Origin of the sequence: Pseudomonas sp. P179, assembly GCF_000478485.2 — a bacterium.
Taxonomy (GTDB): domain Bacteria; phylum Pseudomonadota; class Gammaproteobacteria; order Pseudomonadales; family Pseudomonadaceae; genus Pseudomonas; species Pseudomonas aeruginosa.
This window is the reverse complement of the sequence record NZ_KI517354.1, coordinates 2,961,222-2,975,882: the sequence shown is the minus strand read 5'-3', so window position 1 is coordinate 2,975,882 and position 14,661 is coordinate 2,961,222. Positions and strand designations below refer to the sequence as shown.

14 protein-coding genes are annotated in these 14,661 nt (G+C 67.8%); 12 read left to right on the top strand and 2 right to left on the bottom strand.

The features are described 5' to 3' along the window. Nucleotides 1-11: 11 nt before the first annotated feature. Together HMPREF1224_RS26335 and HMPREF1224_RS26330 are read left to right on the top strand one after the other, a co-directional pair. Nucleotides 12-1,394 (top strand): aspartate aminotransferase family protein, encoded by a 1,383-nt coding sequence (locus HMPREF1224_RS26335; protein WP_003101901.1) that lies wholly within the window; start codon nt 12-14, stop codon nt 1,392-1,394. Nucleotides 1,395-1,557: 163 nt separating this feature from the next. After that, nucleotides 1,558-2,616: an ABC transporter substrate-binding protein gene (locus tag HMPREF1224_RS26330; protein ID WP_003101898.1), complete on the top strand. Its 1,059-nt coding sequence runs from the start codon at nt 1,558-1,560 to the stop codon at nt 2,614-2,616. Nucleotides 2,617-2,694: 78 nt separating this feature from the next. On the opposite strand, the gene HMPREF1224_RS26325 is transcribed toward HMPREF1224_RS26330, so the two are convergent. Both HMPREF1224_RS26325 and HMPREF1224_RS26320 read right to left on the bottom strand, forming a co-directional pair. Further along, entirely contained in the window at nt 2,695-3,576 is an 882-nt protein-coding gene (locus HMPREF1224_RS26325) for a dihydrodipicolinate synthase family protein (RefSeq protein ID WP_003101895.1), read from the bottom strand. A 59-nt stretch (nt 3,577-3,635) separates the two neighbouring features. Continuing rightward, the gene (locus HMPREF1224_RS26320) at nt 3,636-4,418 is read right to left on the bottom strand and encodes an aldolase (protein ID WP_003084054.1); all 783 of its coding nucleotides are present in this window, start codon (nt 4,416-4,418) and stop codon (nt 3,636-3,638) included. A 154-nt stretch (nt 4,419-4,572) separates the two neighbouring features. Between HMPREF1224_RS26320 and HMPREF1224_RS26315 the strand changes: the two genes are divergently transcribed. The 10 genes from HMPREF1224_RS26315 to HMPREF1224_RS26270 all read left to right on the top strand — a co-directional run bounded on the left by HMPREF1224_RS26315 (nt 4,573) and on the right by HMPREF1224_RS26270 (nt 14,303). Further along, nucleotides 4,573-5,112: a helix-turn-helix domain-containing protein gene (locus HMPREF1224_RS26315; RefSeq protein ID WP_003084057.1), complete on the top strand. Its 540-nt coding sequence runs from the start codon at nt 4,573-4,575 to the stop codon at nt 5,110-5,112. Between the two features lie 150 nt (nt 5,113-5,262). After that, nucleotides 5,263-6,114 carry a CoA transferase subunit A gene (locus HMPREF1224_RS26310; protein ID WP_003084060.1) on the top strand — a complete coding sequence of 284 codons (852 nt, stop codon included), beginning with the start codon at nt 5,263-5,265 and terminating at the stop codon, nt 6,112-6,114. Then, entirely contained in the window at nt 6,111-6,893 is a 783-nt protein-coding gene (locus HMPREF1224_RS26305) for a CoA-transferase subunit beta (protein ID WP_003084062.1), read from the top strand. The genes HMPREF1224_RS26310 and HMPREF1224_RS26305 overlap by 4 nt, the downstream gene beginning before the upstream one ends. After that, nucleotides 6,890-8,095, top strand: a complete 1,206-nt coding sequence (gene pcaF, locus HMPREF1224_RS26300; protein WP_003101891.1) for a 3-oxoadipyl-CoA thiolase — start codon at nt 6,890-6,892, stop codon at nt 8,093-8,095. The genes HMPREF1224_RS26305 and pcaF overlap by 4 nt, the downstream gene beginning before the upstream one ends. 149 nt (nt 8,096-8,244) lie before the next feature. Next, the gene (locus HMPREF1224_RS26295) at nt 8,245-9,543 is read left to right on the top strand and encodes an MFS family transporter (protein WP_003101889.1); all 1,299 of its coding nucleotides are present in this window, start codon (nt 8,245-8,247) and stop codon (nt 9,541-9,543) included. Between the two features lie 22 nt (nt 9,544-9,565). Further along, on the top strand, nt 9,566-10,945 hold the full coding sequence (locus HMPREF1224_RS26290) for a 3-carboxy-cis,cis-muconate cycloisomerase (protein ID WP_003112675.1): 1,380 nt from the start codon (nt 9,566-9,568) through the stop codon (nt 10,943-10,945). A 14-nt stretch (nt 10,946-10,959) separates the two neighbouring features. Beyond that, nucleotides 10,960-11,751 carry a 3-oxoadipate enol-lactonase gene (pcaD, locus tag HMPREF1224_RS26285; protein ID WP_003161006.1) on the top strand — a complete coding sequence of 264 codons (792 nt, stop codon included), beginning with the start codon at nt 10,960-10,962 and terminating at the stop codon, nt 11,749-11,751. Nucleotides 11,752-11,761: 10 nt separating this feature from the next. After that, nucleotides 11,762-12,163, top strand: coding sequence for a 4-carboxymuconolactone decarboxylase (pcaC, locus tag HMPREF1224_RS26280; RefSeq protein WP_003084072.1), 402 nt, complete (start codon nt 11,762-11,764; stop codon nt 12,161-12,163). 174 nt (nt 12,164-12,337) lie between these two features. Further along, nucleotides 12,338-13,279, top strand: a complete 942-nt coding sequence (locus HMPREF1224_RS26275; RefSeq protein WP_003084073.1) for a LysR family transcriptional regulator — start codon at nt 12,338-12,340, stop codon at nt 13,277-13,279. A gap of 190 nt (nt 13,280-13,469) precedes the next feature. Continuing rightward, on the top strand, nt 13,470-14,303 hold the full coding sequence (locus tag HMPREF1224_RS26270; RefSeq protein ID WP_003101885.1) for a hypothetical protein: 834 nt from the start codon (nt 13,470-13,472) through the stop codon (nt 14,301-14,303). Nucleotides 14,304-14,661: the final 358 nt, after the last annotated feature.

The window sequence follows — 14,661 nt, the reverse complement described above, 5'->3', positions numbered from 1 at the left end:
GAACACAGACGATGACCGCTCAGCTCAACCCGCAGCGCGACACCCGCGACTACCAGCAACTGGACGCCGCGCACCACATCCACGCCTTCCTCGACCAGAAGGCGCTGAACCGCGAAGGCCCGCGGGTGATGGTCCGCGGCGATGGCCTGCAGCTCTGGGACAACGACGGCAAGCGCTACCTGGACGGCATGTCCGGCCTCTGGTGCACCAACCTCGGCTACGGCCGCCAGGACCTCGCCGCCGCCGCCAGCCGCCAGCTGGAACAACTGCCGTACTACAACATGTTCTTCCACACCACCCACCCGGCGGTGGTGGAGCTTTCCGAGATGCTCTTCAGCCTGCTGCCGGACCACTACAGCCACGCGATCTACACCAACTCCGGCTCCGAGGCCAACGAGGTGCTGATCCGTACCGTGCGGCGCTACTGGCAGATCCTCGGCAAGCCGCAGAAGAAGATCATGATCGGCCGCTGGAACGGCTACCACGGCTCGACCCTGGGCAGCACCGCGCTCGGCGGGATGAAGTTCATGCACGAGATGGGCGGCATGCTGCCGGACTTCGCCCACATCGACGAACCCTACTGGTACGCCAACGGCGGCGAGCTGAGCCCGGCCGAGTTCGGTCGCCGCGCGGCGCTGCAACTGGAGGAGAAGATCCTCGAACTGGGCGCGGAGAACGTCGCCGCCTTCGTCGCCGAGCCCTTCCAGGGCGCCGGCGGCATGATCTTCCCGCCGCAAAGCTATTGGCCGGAGATCCAGCGCATCTGCCGGCAGTACGACGTGCTGCTGTGCGCCGACGAAGTGATCGGCGGCTTCGGCCGCACCGGCGAATGGTTCGCCCACGAACACTTCGGCTTCCAGCCGGACACCCTGTCCATCGCCAAGGGCCTGACGTCCGGCTACATCCCCATGGGCGGCCTGGTACTCGGCAAGCGCATCGCCGAGGTGCTGGTGGAGCAGGGCGGGGTGTTCGCCCACGGCCTGACCTATTCCGGCCACCCGGTGGCGGCGGCGGTGGCCATCGCCAACCTCAAGGCGCTGCGCGACGAGGGCGTGGTCACGCGGGTCAGGGAGGAGACCGGACCCTACCTGCAACGCTGCCTGCGCGAGGTCTTCGGCGACCATCCGCTGGTCGGCGAGGTCCAGGGCGCCGGCTTCGTCGCCGCGCTGCAGTTCGCCGAGGACAAGGCGACCCGCAAGCGCTTCGCCAACGAGAACGATCTGGCCTGGCGCTGCCGCACCATCGGCTTCGAGGAGGGCGTGATCATCCGCTCCACCCTCGGCCGCATGATCATGGCCCCGGCGCTGGTGGCCGGGCGTGCCGAGATCGACGAACTGATCGACAAGACCCGTATCGCGGTGGATCGCACCGCCCGCGAGATCGGCGTGCTCTGACGCGCCCCGGCGGCCCGGCCTCGGCCGGGTCGACTGCGACACGGAGCGTCCCCCCATAACGACGATGCGGCGCCTGGCGACCGCGCGCGGAACCGTTTCGGCCTCTGGCCGGCAACTGCCTCAGCAACATCACAACAATGCCAATCGGCTGTGGGAGTGTTCCATGTTCAAGTCCTTGCACCAGTACGCACACGTGTTTTCCCGGTTGTCCCTGTTCGGCCTGGCGTTCGCCGCGGCGGCCCAGGCGCAGAGCCAGAGCCTGACGGTGATCTCCTTCGGCGGCGCGACCAAGGCCGCCCAGGAACAGGCCTATTTCAAACCCTTCGAGCGAAGCGGCGGCGGGCAGGTGGTCGCCGGCGAATACAACGGCGAAATGGCCAAGGTGAAGGCCATGGTCGACGTCGGCAAGGTCAGCTGGGACGTGGTCGAGGTGGAGAGCCCCGAACTGCTCCGCGGCTGCGACGAGGGGCTGTTCGAACGCCTCGACCCGGCGCGTTTCGGCGACCCCGCGCAGTTCGTCCCCGGCACTTTCAGCGAGTGCGGGGTGGCCACCTACGTCTGGTCGATGGTGATGGCCTACGACTCGACGAAGCTGGCCAGGGCGCCGCAGTCCTGGGCGGATTTCTGGAACGTCCGCGAGTTCCCCGGCAAGCGTGGCCTGCGCAAGGGCGCCAAGTACACCCTGGAAGTGGCGTTGCTGGCCGACGGGGTGAAGGCGGAGGACCTCTACAAGGTACTCGCCACCCCGGAGGGGGTCAGCCGCGCCTTCGCCAAGCTCGACCAGCTCAAGCCGAACATCCAGTGGTGGGAGGCCGGCGCCCAGCCGCCGCAATGGCTGGCGGCCGGCGACGTGGTGATGAGCGCGGCCTACAACGGGCGCATCGCCGCTGCGCAGAAGGAGGGGGTGAAACTGGCCATCGTCTGGCCCGGCAGTCTCTACGATCCGGAGTACTGGGCGGTGGTGAAGGGCACGCCGAACAAGGCGCTGGCGGAGAAATTCATCGCCTTCGCCAGCCAGCCGCAGACGCAGAAGGTGTTCTCCGAGCAGATCCCCTACGGGCCGGTACACAAGGGCACCCTGGCGTTGCTGCCGAAGACGGTGCAGGAGGCGCTGCCGACCGCGCCGGCCAACCTCGAAGGCGCGCGGGCGGTGGATGCCGAGTTCTGGGTGGACCACGGCGAGGAGCTGGAACAGCGTTTCAATGCCTGGGCGGCGCGCTGAGCGCGCTGCGCGTCGGCAAAAAAAAACGACGGGCCCCAAGTCGTCCGGGCCCGTCGGGTCAAAGCGCTGACGGGGTGATCAGCGCAGCTCTTCCAACAACCCCTGCAGATACCGACAGCCCTCGGTATCCAGCGCCTGCACCGGAAGGCGCGGCGCCCCCACCTCCAGGCCGGAGAGGCCCAGGCCGGCCTTGATGGTGGTCGGCAGGCCCCGGCGGAGGATGAAGTCGAGCAGCGGCAACTGCCGGTAGAACAGCGCGCGGGCCTTCTCCAGGTCGCCGTCGAGCACCGCCTGGTAGAGCTGGCCGTTGAGCGTCGGGATCAGGTTCGGCGCGGCGCTGCACCAGCCTTTCGCGCCGGCCACGAAGGCCTCCAGCGCCAGCGGGTTGCAGCCGTTGTAGAAGGGCACCCGGCCTTCGCCGAGCAGGCGCAGCTTGTGCATGCGCTGGATGTCGCCGGTGCTCTCCTTGACCATGGTCACGTTGTCCACTTCGCGGACGATGCGCAGGATCAGTTCCACCGACATGTCGATGCCGCTGGTGCCCGGGTTGTTGTAGAGCATCACCGGCACGCCGATGGCTTCGCCCACCGCGCGGTAGTGCTGGAACACTTCCGCCTCGTTGAGCTTCCAGTAGGAGATCGGCAGGACCATCACCGCCTCGGCGCCGAGGGATTCGGCGAACTGCGCGCGGCGCACGGTCTTGGCGGTGGTCAGGTCGGAGACGCTGACGATGGTCGGCACGCGATGGGCGACGGTCTTCAGGGTGAAGTCGACCACCTCGTCCCATTCCGGGTCGCTCAGGTAGGCGCCTTCGCCGGTGCTGCCGAGCGGGGCGATGGCGTGCACGCCGCCGTCGATCAGGCGCTCGATGGAGCGGCCGAGGGCCGGCAGGTCGAGACCTCCGTCGGCGGCGAAGGGGGTGATGGTGTAGCCGATGATGCCGTGGATGGATGCGGACATTGGATGTACCCGTGACATTGAGTGGGAAATGCCAGGACGGACCTGGTGGGAAAGGTCGTTCAGCTCAGGCAGTCGCTGTTGCGCGGCAGGCAGCGCCGGGCGTAGTAGTTGAATGCGGCGCCGTGGCGCTTCGGGGTGGAGATCCAGTCGTGGGCCTCGCGCGCCAGGGCCGGCGGGATCGGCTTGATCTCTCCGGCGGCCATCGCCAGCAACTGCATCTTCGCCGCGCGCTCGAGCAGCACCGCGATCACGCAGGCCTCCTCGATGCTCGCACCGGTGGCCAGCAGGCCGTGATGGGAGAGCAGGATGGCGCGCTTGTCGCCGAGGGCGGCGGAGATGATCTCGCCTTCCTCGTTGCCTACCGGCACGCCCGGCCAGTCCTTGAGGAAGGCGCAGTCGTCGTATAGCGGGCAAAGGTCCATGTGCGAGACCTGCAGCGGTACTTCCAGGGTCGACAGCGCGGCGATGTGCAGCGGGTGGGTGTGGATGATGCAGTTGACGTCCGGGCGGGCGCGATAGACCCAGCTGTGGAAGCGATTGGCCGGATTCGCCATGCCGTGCCCGTGGAGGACGTTGAGGTCTTCGTCGACCAGCAGCAGGTTGCCGGCGCTGATCTCGTCGAAGCCCAGGCCCAGTTGCTGGGTGTAGTAGGTCCCCGCCTCCGGGCCGCGCGAGGTGATCTGCCCGGCGAGCCCGGAGTCGTGGCCGGCCTCGAAGAGAATCCGGCAGGTCAGGGCCAGCTTTTGCCGGTCAGTCCACGTATTATCGCCGAGGCTGCTTTTCATCTGCTTCAGCGCGTGCTGGATCAGTTGATCCTTGGGTAATTCCAGTGTCGTAGCCATGCGAGGTTCCTTTGACGGAGCGAGTCGGGGGAAACGCCAGGCAGTTGCGCGCCACGCAACGACCCGGCTGTAAATGACACGGATCAAGTTATATGACACAAAGTGTCATTAGCAAGAGAAAAGTTTCATCGCCATCGGGAGAAGGCTGTCCTCAATGTCCATGCGCTTGAAATTGCTGAGAAAAAAACTCGGGGTCACGCTGGAGACCCTGGCCGACAAGACCGGCCTGACCAAGAGCTACCTGTCCAAGGTCGAGCGCGGGCTGAACACGCCGTCCATTGCCGCCGCGCTGAAGCTGGCGAAGGCGTTGAACGTGCAGGTGGAGGAGCTGTTCTCCGAGGAAAGCGACGGTGTCGACGGCTACAGCATCGTTCGTCGCGACCAGCGCAAGTCGCTGTCCAGCGGCGACGACGGCCCGGCCTACGCCTCCCTCGCGCAGCAGATCGGCGCCCGCGCGCTGTTGCCGTTCATCGTCCACCCCCCGCGCGATTTCAGTCACTCGACGTTCAAGGAGCACCTCGGCGAAGAGTTCATCTTCGTCCATGAGGGCCAGGTCGAGGTCGACTTCATGAACCAGCGGATCATCCTCGAGCGCGGCGACGCCCTGCATTTCAACGCACAGAAGCCGCACCGCATCCGCTCCCTGGGGGAGACCCAGGCGGAATTGCTGGTGGTGATCCACAGCGACGAATGAGGCGGCGGCTTCGGTCGATCGGATGCTTGCTAACGTTCTGTTCGATTATCGAACTGTTAATCGATTATCGGATTGTGAGCCCTCGGACCCCGGCGTAAGGTTCTCGTCACGTGCCGTCCAGGCAGCGCACAACAAGACGAGACCCGACCGATGGCTGAAATCCTCTCCCTGCGCGAAGCGGTGCGACGCTTCGTCCACGATGGCGACAGCGTCGCCCTCGAAGGCTTCACTCACCTGATCCCGACGGCCGCCGGCCACGAGCTGATCCGCCAGGGCAGGAAAGACCTGACGCTGATCCGCATGACTCCCGACCTGGTCTACGACCTGCTGATCGGTGCAGGTTGCGCGAAGAAGCTGGTGTTCTCCTGGGGCGGCAACCCCGGTGTCGGTTCGCTGCACCGCCTGCGCGATGCGGTGGAGAAGGGCTGGCCGCAACCGCTGGAGATCGAGGAACACAGCCACGCCGACCTCGCCAACGCCTATGTCGCCGGCGCCTCCGGGCTGCCCTTCGCGGTGCTGCGCGCCTACGCCGGCTCCGACCTGCCGAAGGTCAACCCGCTGATCCGCAGCGTCACCTGCCCGTTCACCGGCGAAGTGCTGGCGGCGGTGCCCTCGGTGCGTCCGGACGTCAGCGTGATCCACGCGCAGAAGGCCGACCGCAAGGGCAACGTGCTGCTCTGGGGCATCCTCGGCGTGCAGAAGGAAGCGGCCCTGGCGGCGAAGCGCTGCATCGTCACCGTCGAGGAGATCGTCGACGAACTGGACGCCCCGATGAACGCCTGCGTCCTGCCGAGCTGGGCGCTCAGCGCCGTGTGCCTGGTGCCCGGCGGCGCGCATCCGTCCTATGCCCACGGCTACTACGAGCGCGACAACCGCTTCTACCAGGACTGGGACCCGATCGCCCGCGACCGCGAAAGCTTCACCGCGTGGATCGACGAATACATCCGGGGGACCGAGGATTTCGGCGCCTTCCAGGCCAAGCTCGCGGAGGGCAAGCGATGAGCAGCTACAGCACCAACGAGATGATGACCGTGGCCGCCGCCCGCCGCCTGCACAACGGCGCGGTGTGCTTCGTCGGCATCGGCCTGCCGTCGAAGGCCGCCAACCTGGCGCGCCTGACTTCCTCGCCGGACGTCGTGCTGATCTACGAGTCCGGGCCGATCGGCGCCAAGCCCAGCGTCCTGCCGCTGTCCATCGGCGACGGCGAGTTGGCCGAGACCGCCGATACCGTGGTCCCCACCGGCGAGATCTTCCGCTACTGGCTGCAGGGCGGACGGATCGACGTCGGCTTCCTCGGCGCGGCCCAGGTCGACCGCTTCGGCAACATCAACACCACCGTGATCGGCGACTACCGCCAGCCCAAGGTGCGCCTGCCGGGAGCCGGCGGCGCGCCGGAAATCGCCGGCAGCGCCAAGGAAGTGCTGATCATCCTCAAGCAGTCGCACCGCACCTTCGTCGACAAGCTGGCCTTCGTCACCTCGGTCGGCCATGGCGAGGGCGGCGACTCGCGCCAGCGCCTGGGCCTGCCGGGCAAGGGGCCGGTGGCGATCATCACCGACCTGTGCATCATGGAGCCGGAAGCCGGCAGCAACGAGTTCGTGGTCACTTCGCTGCATCCGGGCGTGACCCGCGAGCAGGTGGTCGAGGCCACCGGCTGGGCGATCCGCTTCGCCGAGCGGGTCGCCGAGACGCCCGCGCCGAGCGAGGTCGAACTCGCCGCGCTGCGCGACCTCGAGGCGCGCACCGCGGCCGCCCATGGACAGAAGGGGAGCGACGAATGAGCCGCGAGGTATTCATCTGCGATGCCGTGCGCACGCCGATCGGCCGTTTCGGCGGCAGTCTTTCCGCGGTGCGCGCCGACGACCTCGCGGCGGTGCCGCTGAAGGCCCTGGTCGAGCGCAACCCGGGGGTCGACTGGTCGGCGTTGGACGAGGTGTTCCTCGGCTGCGCCAACCAGGCCGGCGAGGACAACCGTAACGTGGCGCGCATGGCGCTGCTGCTGGCCGGTTTGCCGGAGAGCGTGCCCGGCGTCACCCTCAACCGCCTCTGCGCCTCGGGGATGGACGCCATCGGCACGGCGTTCCGCGCCATCGCCTGCGGCGAGATGGAGCTGGCCATCGCCGGCGGCGTCGAGTCGATGTCGCGCGCGCCGTACGTGATGGGCAAGGCCGATAGCGCCTTCGGGCGCGGCCAGAAGATCGAGGACACCACCATCGGCTGGCGCTTCGTCAATCCGCTGATGAAGGAGCAGTACGGCATCGACCCGATGCCGCAGACCGCCGACAACGTCGCCGACGACTATCGCGTGTCGCGTGCCGACCAGGATGCCTTCGCCCTGCGCAGCCAGCAGCGCGCCGGCAGGGCGCAGGAGGCCGGTTTCTTCGCCGAGGAAATCGTCCCGGTGACGATTCGCGGGCGCAAGGGCGACACCCTGGTCGAGCACGACGAGCATCCGCGTCCCGACACCACCCTGGAGGCGCTGGCCCGGCTCAAGCCGGTCAACGGGCCGGAGAAGACCGTCACCGCCGGCAACGCGTCCGGGGTCAACGACGGCGCCGCCGCGCTGGTCCTGGCCTCCGCCGAGGCAGTGGAGAAGCACGGCCTGACTCCGCGCGCGCGGGTGCTGGGCATGGCCAGCGCCGGCGTCGCCCCACGGATCATGGGCATCGGCCCGGTGCCGGCGGTGCGCAAGCTGCTGCGGCGCCTGGACCTGGCGATCGACGCCTTCGACGTGATCGAACTCAACGAAGCCTTCGCCAGCCAGGGCCTGGCCTGCCTGCGCGAACTGGGCGTGGCCGACGACAGTGAGAAGGTCAACCCGAACGGCGGTGCCATCGCCCTCGGCCACCCGCTGGGGATGAGCGGTGCGCGGCTGGTCCTCACCGCGCTCCATCAACTTGAGAAGAGCGGCGGCCGGCGCGGCCTGGCGACCATGTGCGTAGGCGTCGGCCAAGGCCTGGCGCTGGCCATCGAGCGGGTCTGACTGGCACAACCGGGTCGCCCGCCCGGTATCAAGAGCGCGCGTCGCGCGGCGCTGCCCATGTTTCGGCGGCGGCGCGGCGCGTGTGCAGCGGAACAGGACGCTCCGTCGCACGGTCAGGATGAAACGGACCCTGTCGAGAGAACAACAGCATGACTGCCCCTGTTCACCAGTACAGCAACGAAGAACGCCGCAAGCGCATCTTCGCCATCGTCGGCGCCTCCTCCGGCAACCTCGTGGAATGGTTCGACTTCTACGTCTACGCCTTCTGCGCGATCTACTTCGCACCGGCCTTCTTCCCCTCCGACAACCCCACGGTGCAGTTGCTGAACACCGCCGGGGTCTTCGCCGCCGGCTTCCTCATGCGCCCCATCGGCGGCTGGATGTTCGGCCGCATCGCCGACAAGCACGGGCGCAAGACCGCCATGCTGATCTCGGTGGTGATGATGTGCGCCGGCTCCCTGGCGATCGCCTGCATGCCCACCTACGCCAGCATCGGCACCCTGGCGCCGGCCCTGCTGTTGCTGGCGCGGATGTTCCAGGGCCTGTCGGTGGGCGGCGAGTACGGCACCAGCGCGACCTACATGAGCGAGGTGGCGCTCAAGGGCCAGCGCGGCTTCTTCGCCTCGTTCCAGTACGTCACCCTGATCGGCGGACAGTTGCTGGCGGTGCTGGTGGTGGTGATCCTGCAGCAGTTGCTGAGCGAAGACGAACTGCGCGCCTGGGGCTGGCGGATTCCCTTCGTGATCGGCGCGATCACCGCGGTGATCGCCCTCTGGCTGCGGCGCTCGCTGAACGAGACCGCTTCGAAGTCGACCCTGGAGCGCAAGGAATCCGGCACCTTCGCCGAGCTGTTCAAGCACAAGCGGGCCTTCTTCACCGTGCTCGGCTTCACCGCCGGCGGCTCGCTGATCTTCTACACCTTCACCACCTACATGCAGAAGTACCTGGTCAACACCGCCGGGATGAGCGCCAAGACCGCCAGCGCGGTGATGACCTTCGCCCTGCTGGCGTACATGCTGATGCAACCGCTGTTCGGCATGCTTTCCGATCGCATCGGGCGCAAGACCTCGATGCTCTGGTTCGGCACCCTGGGCACGCTCTGCACCCTGCCGATCCTGCTCGCGCTGAAGACCGTGAGCAGTCCCTACATGGCCTTCTTCCTGATCATCCTGGCGCTGGCCATCGTCAGCCTGTACACCTCCATCAGCGGCCTGATCAAGGCCGAGATGTTCCCGCCGGAGGTGCGCGCCCTCGGCGTCGGAGTGTCCTACGCGGTGGGCAACGCGATCTTCGGCGGCTCGGCCGAGTACGTCGCCTTGGGGCTGAAGTCGGTAGGGATGGAGAACGTCTTCTACTGGTATGTTTCAGCCATGTGCCTGCTGGCGCTGCTGGTCTGCGTGAGCCTGCCGGACCTGCGCAAGGTCAGCTACCTGAACGACGAGCCCTGACGGGCCGGGAAAAGGAAAACCGATGAGCGACGTACCCGCCAACCAGTTGTTCGATGCCTATTTCATGGCGGCGCCGATGCGCGCGGTGTTCTCCGACCGCGGCCGCCTGCAAGGCATGCTCGACTTCGAGGCCGCCCTGGCCCGCGCCGAGGCGCGCACCGGGGTGGTTCCCGCGACGGCGGTGGCGCCGATCGAGGCGGCCTGCCGCGCCGAACTGTACGACCCGCTGGCGCTGGCCGAGGCGGTCGCCACTGCCGGCAACTCGGCGATCCCGCTGGTCAAGGCGCTGGGCCGCCAGGTGGCGGCTGGCGACGCCGAGGCCGAGCGCTACGTGCATCTCGGCGCCACCAGCCAGGACGCCATGGACAGCGGCCTGGTGCTGCAACTGCGCCGTGCGCTGGCCTTGCTCGAGCAGGATCTGCAACGTCTTGCCGAGGTCCTGGCGGACCAGGCCGAACGGCATGCCGACACGCCGCTGGCCGGGCGCACCTGGTTGCAGCACGCCACCCCGGTGACCCTGGGCATGAAGCTCGCCGGCCTGCTCGGTGCCTTGACCCGGCACCGCCAGCGCCTGCGCGAGTTGCGCCCGCGCCTGCTGGTGCTGCAATTCGGCGGCGCCTCGGGGACGCTCGCCGCGCTCGGCGAACAGGCCCTGCCGGTGGCCGCGGCGCTGGCCGAGGAGCTGGGCCTGGCTTTGCCCGAACAACCCTGGCACACCCAGCGCGACCGCCTGGTGGAATTCGCCAGCGTGCTCGGCCTGGTGGCCGGTAGCCTCGGCAAGTTCGGTCGCGATGTCAGCCTGCTGATGCAGACCGAGGCCGGCGAGGTCTTCGAGCCGGCCGGCGCCGGGCGCGGCGGTTCCTCGACCATGCCGCACAAGCGCAACCCGGTGAGCAGCGCGGTGCTGATCGCCGCCGCCACCCGTGCGCCGGGGCTGGTCTCGACCCTGTTCGCGGCGATGCCGCAGGAACACGAGCGCAGCCTCGGTCTCTGGCACGCCGAGTGGGAAACCCTGCCGGAACTCTGTTGCCTGGTTGCCGGCGCGCTGCAACAGGCGATCGGCCTGCTCGAAGGCCTGGAGGTGGACGCCCAGCGGATGCGCCGCAACCTTGGCCTGACCCACGGCCTGGTGCTCGCCGAGGCGGTGAGCATCGCCCTGGCCCGCCGTATCGGCCGCGAAGCCGCGCACCATCTGGTGGAACAGTGCTGCCGCCGCGCCGTCGAGCAGCGCCGCGAGTTGCGCGCGGTGCTCGGCGAAGAGGCGCGGGTGAGCGCCGAGTTGTCCGGCGACGAACTGGACCGCCTGCTCGATCCCGCCCATTACCTCGGCCAGGCCCGCGCCTGGGTCGAGCGCGCGCTCGCCGAACACCATGCCCTGGGCTTCGAACCCCATCCCGCCTGACTGGAGATCCCTTCGTGCCAACCGTACGCCTCGCCGACGGCGACCTGAACTACTCCCTGGAAGGACCGGCCGGCGCGCCGGTCCTGCTGTTGTCAAACTCGCTGGGCACCGACCTGGGCATGTGGGACACGCAGATCCCCGCACTCACCGCCCATTTCCGCGTGCTGCGCTACGACACCCGCGGCCACGGCGCCTCGCTGGTCACCCCCGGACCGTACGCCATCGGCCAGCTCGGCGCCGACGTGCTTGCCCTGCTCGATGCCCTCGAGCTGCCGCGCGTGCATTTCTGCGGGCTGTCCATGGGCGGCCTGATCGGCCAGTGGCTGGGCATCCACGCCGGCGAGCGGCTCGGCCGGCTGGTGCTGTGCAACACCGCGGCGAAGATTGCCAGCGACGAGGTCTGGAACACCCGCATCGATACCGTCCTGAAAGGCGGCGAGCAGGCCATGCGTGACCTGCGCGACGCCTCGGTGGCGCGCTGGTTCACCGCGGGCTTCGCCGAGCGCGAACCGGCGCAGGTCGAGCACATCGTCGCGATGCTCGCGGCCACCTCGCCGCAGGGCTACGCGGCCAACTGCGCTGCGGTACGCGACGCCGATTTCCGCGAGCAGCTCGGGCTGGTCCAGGCGCCGACGCTGATCGTCGCCGGCAGCCACGATGCCGTGACCACTCCGGACAACGCCCGCTTCATGCAGGCGCGCATCGCCGACGCGCAGTTGGTCGAGTTCGCCGCCGCGCACCTGTCCAACGTCGAAGCGGGCGACGCCTTCAGCCGCCGCCTGGTCGATTTCCTGCTGTCCGCCTGAGGAGCCGCCGATGGACGAGAAACAACGCTACGAAGCCGGCATGCAAGTGCGCCGCGCGGTGCTCGGCGACGCCCATGTCGAGCGCAGCCTGGCCAACCTGACGCCGTTCAACGAAGAGTTCCAGGAAATGATCACCCGCCACGCCTGGGGCGACATATGGACCCGTCCGGGGCTGCCGCGACACACCCGCAGCCTGGTCACCATCGCCATGCTGATCGGCATGAACCGCAACGAGGAACTCAAGCTGCATCTGCGCGCGGCGAAGAACAACGGGGTGAGCCGCGACGAGATCAAGGAAGTGATCATGCAGAGCGCCATCTACTGCGGTATTCCCGCGGCCAACGCGACCTTCCACCTGGCCGAATCGGTGTGGGACGAGCTTGGCGTGGAGTCGCAGCAGGCGTCCCGGTAGGTCGCCGGCGGCGCTAGCGGTAGGGCGAATGGCGTCGCAGGCGTTATCCGCCGATACCCCGAGGGCCAACGGCGGTTATCCGTCCTGCGCGTGGGTCGGCAAGGCGGCGCTTCCCCTTGCCAATCGCCGGCGTTTCCCGGAAGGTCGACAGCTCCGTCATCCCTTCGGTCCGCCATGAGCCGCAAGCTGCATATCCACGCGCCCGCGATCCACTACTTCGACATGGTTCGCCGCTGCCATTCGATCCGCGAAGCCGCGCGGCGCCTGAACGTCGCCTCGTCGGCGGTGAACCGGCAGATCCTCAAGCTGGAGGACGAGATCGGTGCGCCGCTGTTCGACCGCCTGCCCGGCGGCCTGCGCCTGACCGGAGCCGGGGAGATCTTCGCGCGCCACGTCACCGTGGTCCTGCAGGACATGGAGCGCGTGCGTTCCGAACTGGACGCGCTGCAAGGCCTGCGCACCGGCCATGTGGAGATCGCCACCATCGAAGCGGTGACCAGCGACCTGCTGCCCTGCGTGCTCAAGGCGATGCGCGAACGCTACCCGGACATCACCGTCGGCGTCACCCTGCTCGGTTCCCAGGCGATACCCGAGGCGGTGAGCAGTGGCGCGGTCGACCTCGGCCTGGCCTTCGCCCTGCCGCGCAGCGCCGACCTGCAACAGGTCAGCGTCGGCCATTTCCGCCTCGGTGCCATCGTCTCCCCGCAGCACCCGTTGGCGCGACACCAGGCCATCGCCTTCGCCGATTGCGTCGAACATGGCCTGATCATGGCCAAGAGCGAGCTGTCCATCCATCACCTGCTGGCGCCGCTCCAGCGCCGTTTGCGCGAACCGCGCCGGGCGGTGCTGGAGAGCAGCTCCCTGGAGCTGTCGCGACAACTGGCGCGGCGCGGGCTCGGCGTCGCCTTCCAGACCCGCCTGGGGATCGAGGCCGACATCGCCCAGGGCGAGCTGCGTTTCCTGCCGCTGAAAGACAATGGCGGCATCCACAGCGACCTCGGCCTCTACGTGCGTACCGGCCGTTACCTGCCGGTGGCGGTGGACGCCCTGGCCCGGCAGATCGCCGAGGAAGTGCGCCTGCGCGAGCGCGAGGAAGCGCGCCTGAACGAGGCCTGAGCGGCGCTCGCGCCGATGCCAGACGGCTTGCCCGAGCTTGCCCGTCCGCTGATGCCGTTTCGGCATCGGCATGTTCGATATTCTGTTCTTTGGTCAGCGCGGCGAAGTGCCGATACTGCCCCGCGACCCCGGCGCGAAACCGGGGGCTGAGTCGCCACAAGAACAACAAGCAACCAGCAGGACACACAGCATGAAGAAGATGATGCAGGGCGCCGCCGCCCTGATCGCGCTCGTCGGCGCCGGGGAGAGCATGGCGCTGGAATGGATGAGCAACAGCGTCGGTTTCCGTTACGGCCAGCAATTCACCAACCCGAACAACCCGGACAAGTTCGCCAAGCGCATCTACAGCTTCACCCACGCCGACGGCTATCGCTACGGCAGCAATTTCTTCAATCTCGATGTGTTCCTTTCCGACAACCGCGACCCGCGCAAGGGCACCGACCATGGTGGCAGCGAAGTCTATGCGGTCTACCGCCACCAGCTCTACGCTTCGCGGGTGTTCGACCGGCCGCTGGGCACCGGCCTGGTCAAGGACTACGCCTTCACCCTGGGCTTCGACGCCAGCCGCAACAACAACCTGGCTTCGGCCAAGAAGCGCGCCCTGGTGTTCGGCCCGACCCTCAAGTTCAACGGTCCCGGCGTGCTCGACCTGAGCCTGCTCTACTACCGCGAGAAGAACCACTTCGGCGTGCCCGGCGCGCGCCATCCCGACCACACCTTCGACACCACCTACATGCTCAACCTGACCTGGATGCGGCCGTTCAAGGTCGGCAACCATGCGGCGAAGTTCCAGGGCTTCGTCAACTACGTGGGAGAGAAGGGCGAGGACTACAACGACAAGGACACCGCGGCGGAAACCCTGGTCCGCACCGCCCTGATGGTCGCCGCCCTGCCAGGCGACAAGCGCCAGCCGAACCTGTGGCTCGGCGTCGGCTACGAGTATTGGCACAACAAGTTCGGCGTCGACGGTGGCACCGGCAGCCGCACCTCGACGCCGACGTTGAATATGGAATTCACCTTCTGAAGCGAAGCGCCGTCGCCCTATGCGATGCCGCCAACCCTGGGGTGGGGCGGATAACGCCACCGGCGTTATCCGCCGATACACCGAAGCCCGACGGCGGATAACCGCAAGCGGTTATTCGCCCTACGCGATGCCTACCCTTGGAGTAGGGCGAATAACGCCATGGGCGTTATCCGCCGATACACCGAAGCCCGGCGGCGCATAACCGCGAGCGGTTATGCGCCCTACGCGATGCCGACCCCTGGGGTAGGGCGAATAACGCCACCGGCGTTATCCGCCGATACACCGAAGCCCGGCGGCGGATAACCGCGAGCGGTTATGCGTCCTACGCGATGCCCACCCTTGGAGTAGGGCGAATAAC

Coding starts and splice junctions, on each gene's coding strand:
- HMPREF1224_RS26330 (WP_003101898.1), top strand. CDS start 1,558: ATGTTCAAGTCCTTGCACCAGTACGCACACGTGTTTTCCCGGTTGTCC.
- HMPREF1224_RS26295 (WP_003101889.1), top strand. CDS start 8,245: ATGACTGCCCCTGTTCACCAGTACAGCAACGAAGAACGCCGCAAGCGC.
- HMPREF1224_RS26305 (WP_003084062.1), top strand. CDS start 6,111: ATGAGCAGCTACAGCACCAACGAGATGATGACCGTGGCCGCCGCCCGC.
- HMPREF1224_RS26310 (WP_003084060.1), top strand. CDS start 5,263: ATGGCTGAAATCCTCTCCCTGCGCGAAGCGGTGCGACGCTTCGTCCAC.
- HMPREF1224_RS26275 (WP_003084073.1), top strand. CDS start 12,338: ATGAGCCGCAAGCTGCATATCCACGCGCCCGCGATCCACTACTTCGAC.
- pcaF (WP_003101891.1), top strand. CDS start 6,890: ATGAGCCGCGAGGTATTCATCTGCGATGCCGTGCGCACGCCGATCGGC.
- HMPREF1224_RS26325 (WP_003101895.1), bottom strand. CDS start 3,576: ATGTCCGCATCCATCCACGGCATCATCGGCTACACCATCACCCCCTTC.
- HMPREF1224_RS26320 (WP_003084054.1), bottom strand. CDS start 4,418: ATGGCTACGACACTGGAATTACCCAAGGATCAACTGATCCAGCACGCG.
- HMPREF1224_RS26335 (WP_003101901.1), top strand. CDS start 12: ATGACCGCTCAGCTCAACCCGCAGCGCGACACCCGCGACTACCAGCAA.
- pcaC (WP_003084072.1), top strand. CDS start 11,762: ATGGACGAGAAACAACGCTACGAAGCCGGCATGCAAGTGCGCCGCGCG.
- HMPREF1224_RS26290 (WP_003112675.1), top strand. CDS start 9,566: ATGAGCGACGTACCCGCCAACCAGTTGTTCGATGCCTATTTCATGGCG.
- HMPREF1224_RS26315 (WP_003084057.1), top strand. CDS start 4,573: ATGTCCATGCGCTTGAAATTGCTGAGAAAAAAACTCGGGGTCACGCTG.
- HMPREF1224_RS26270 (WP_003101885.1), top strand. CDS start 13,470: ATGAAGAAGATGATGCAGGGCGCCGCCGCCCTGATCGCGCTCGTCGGC.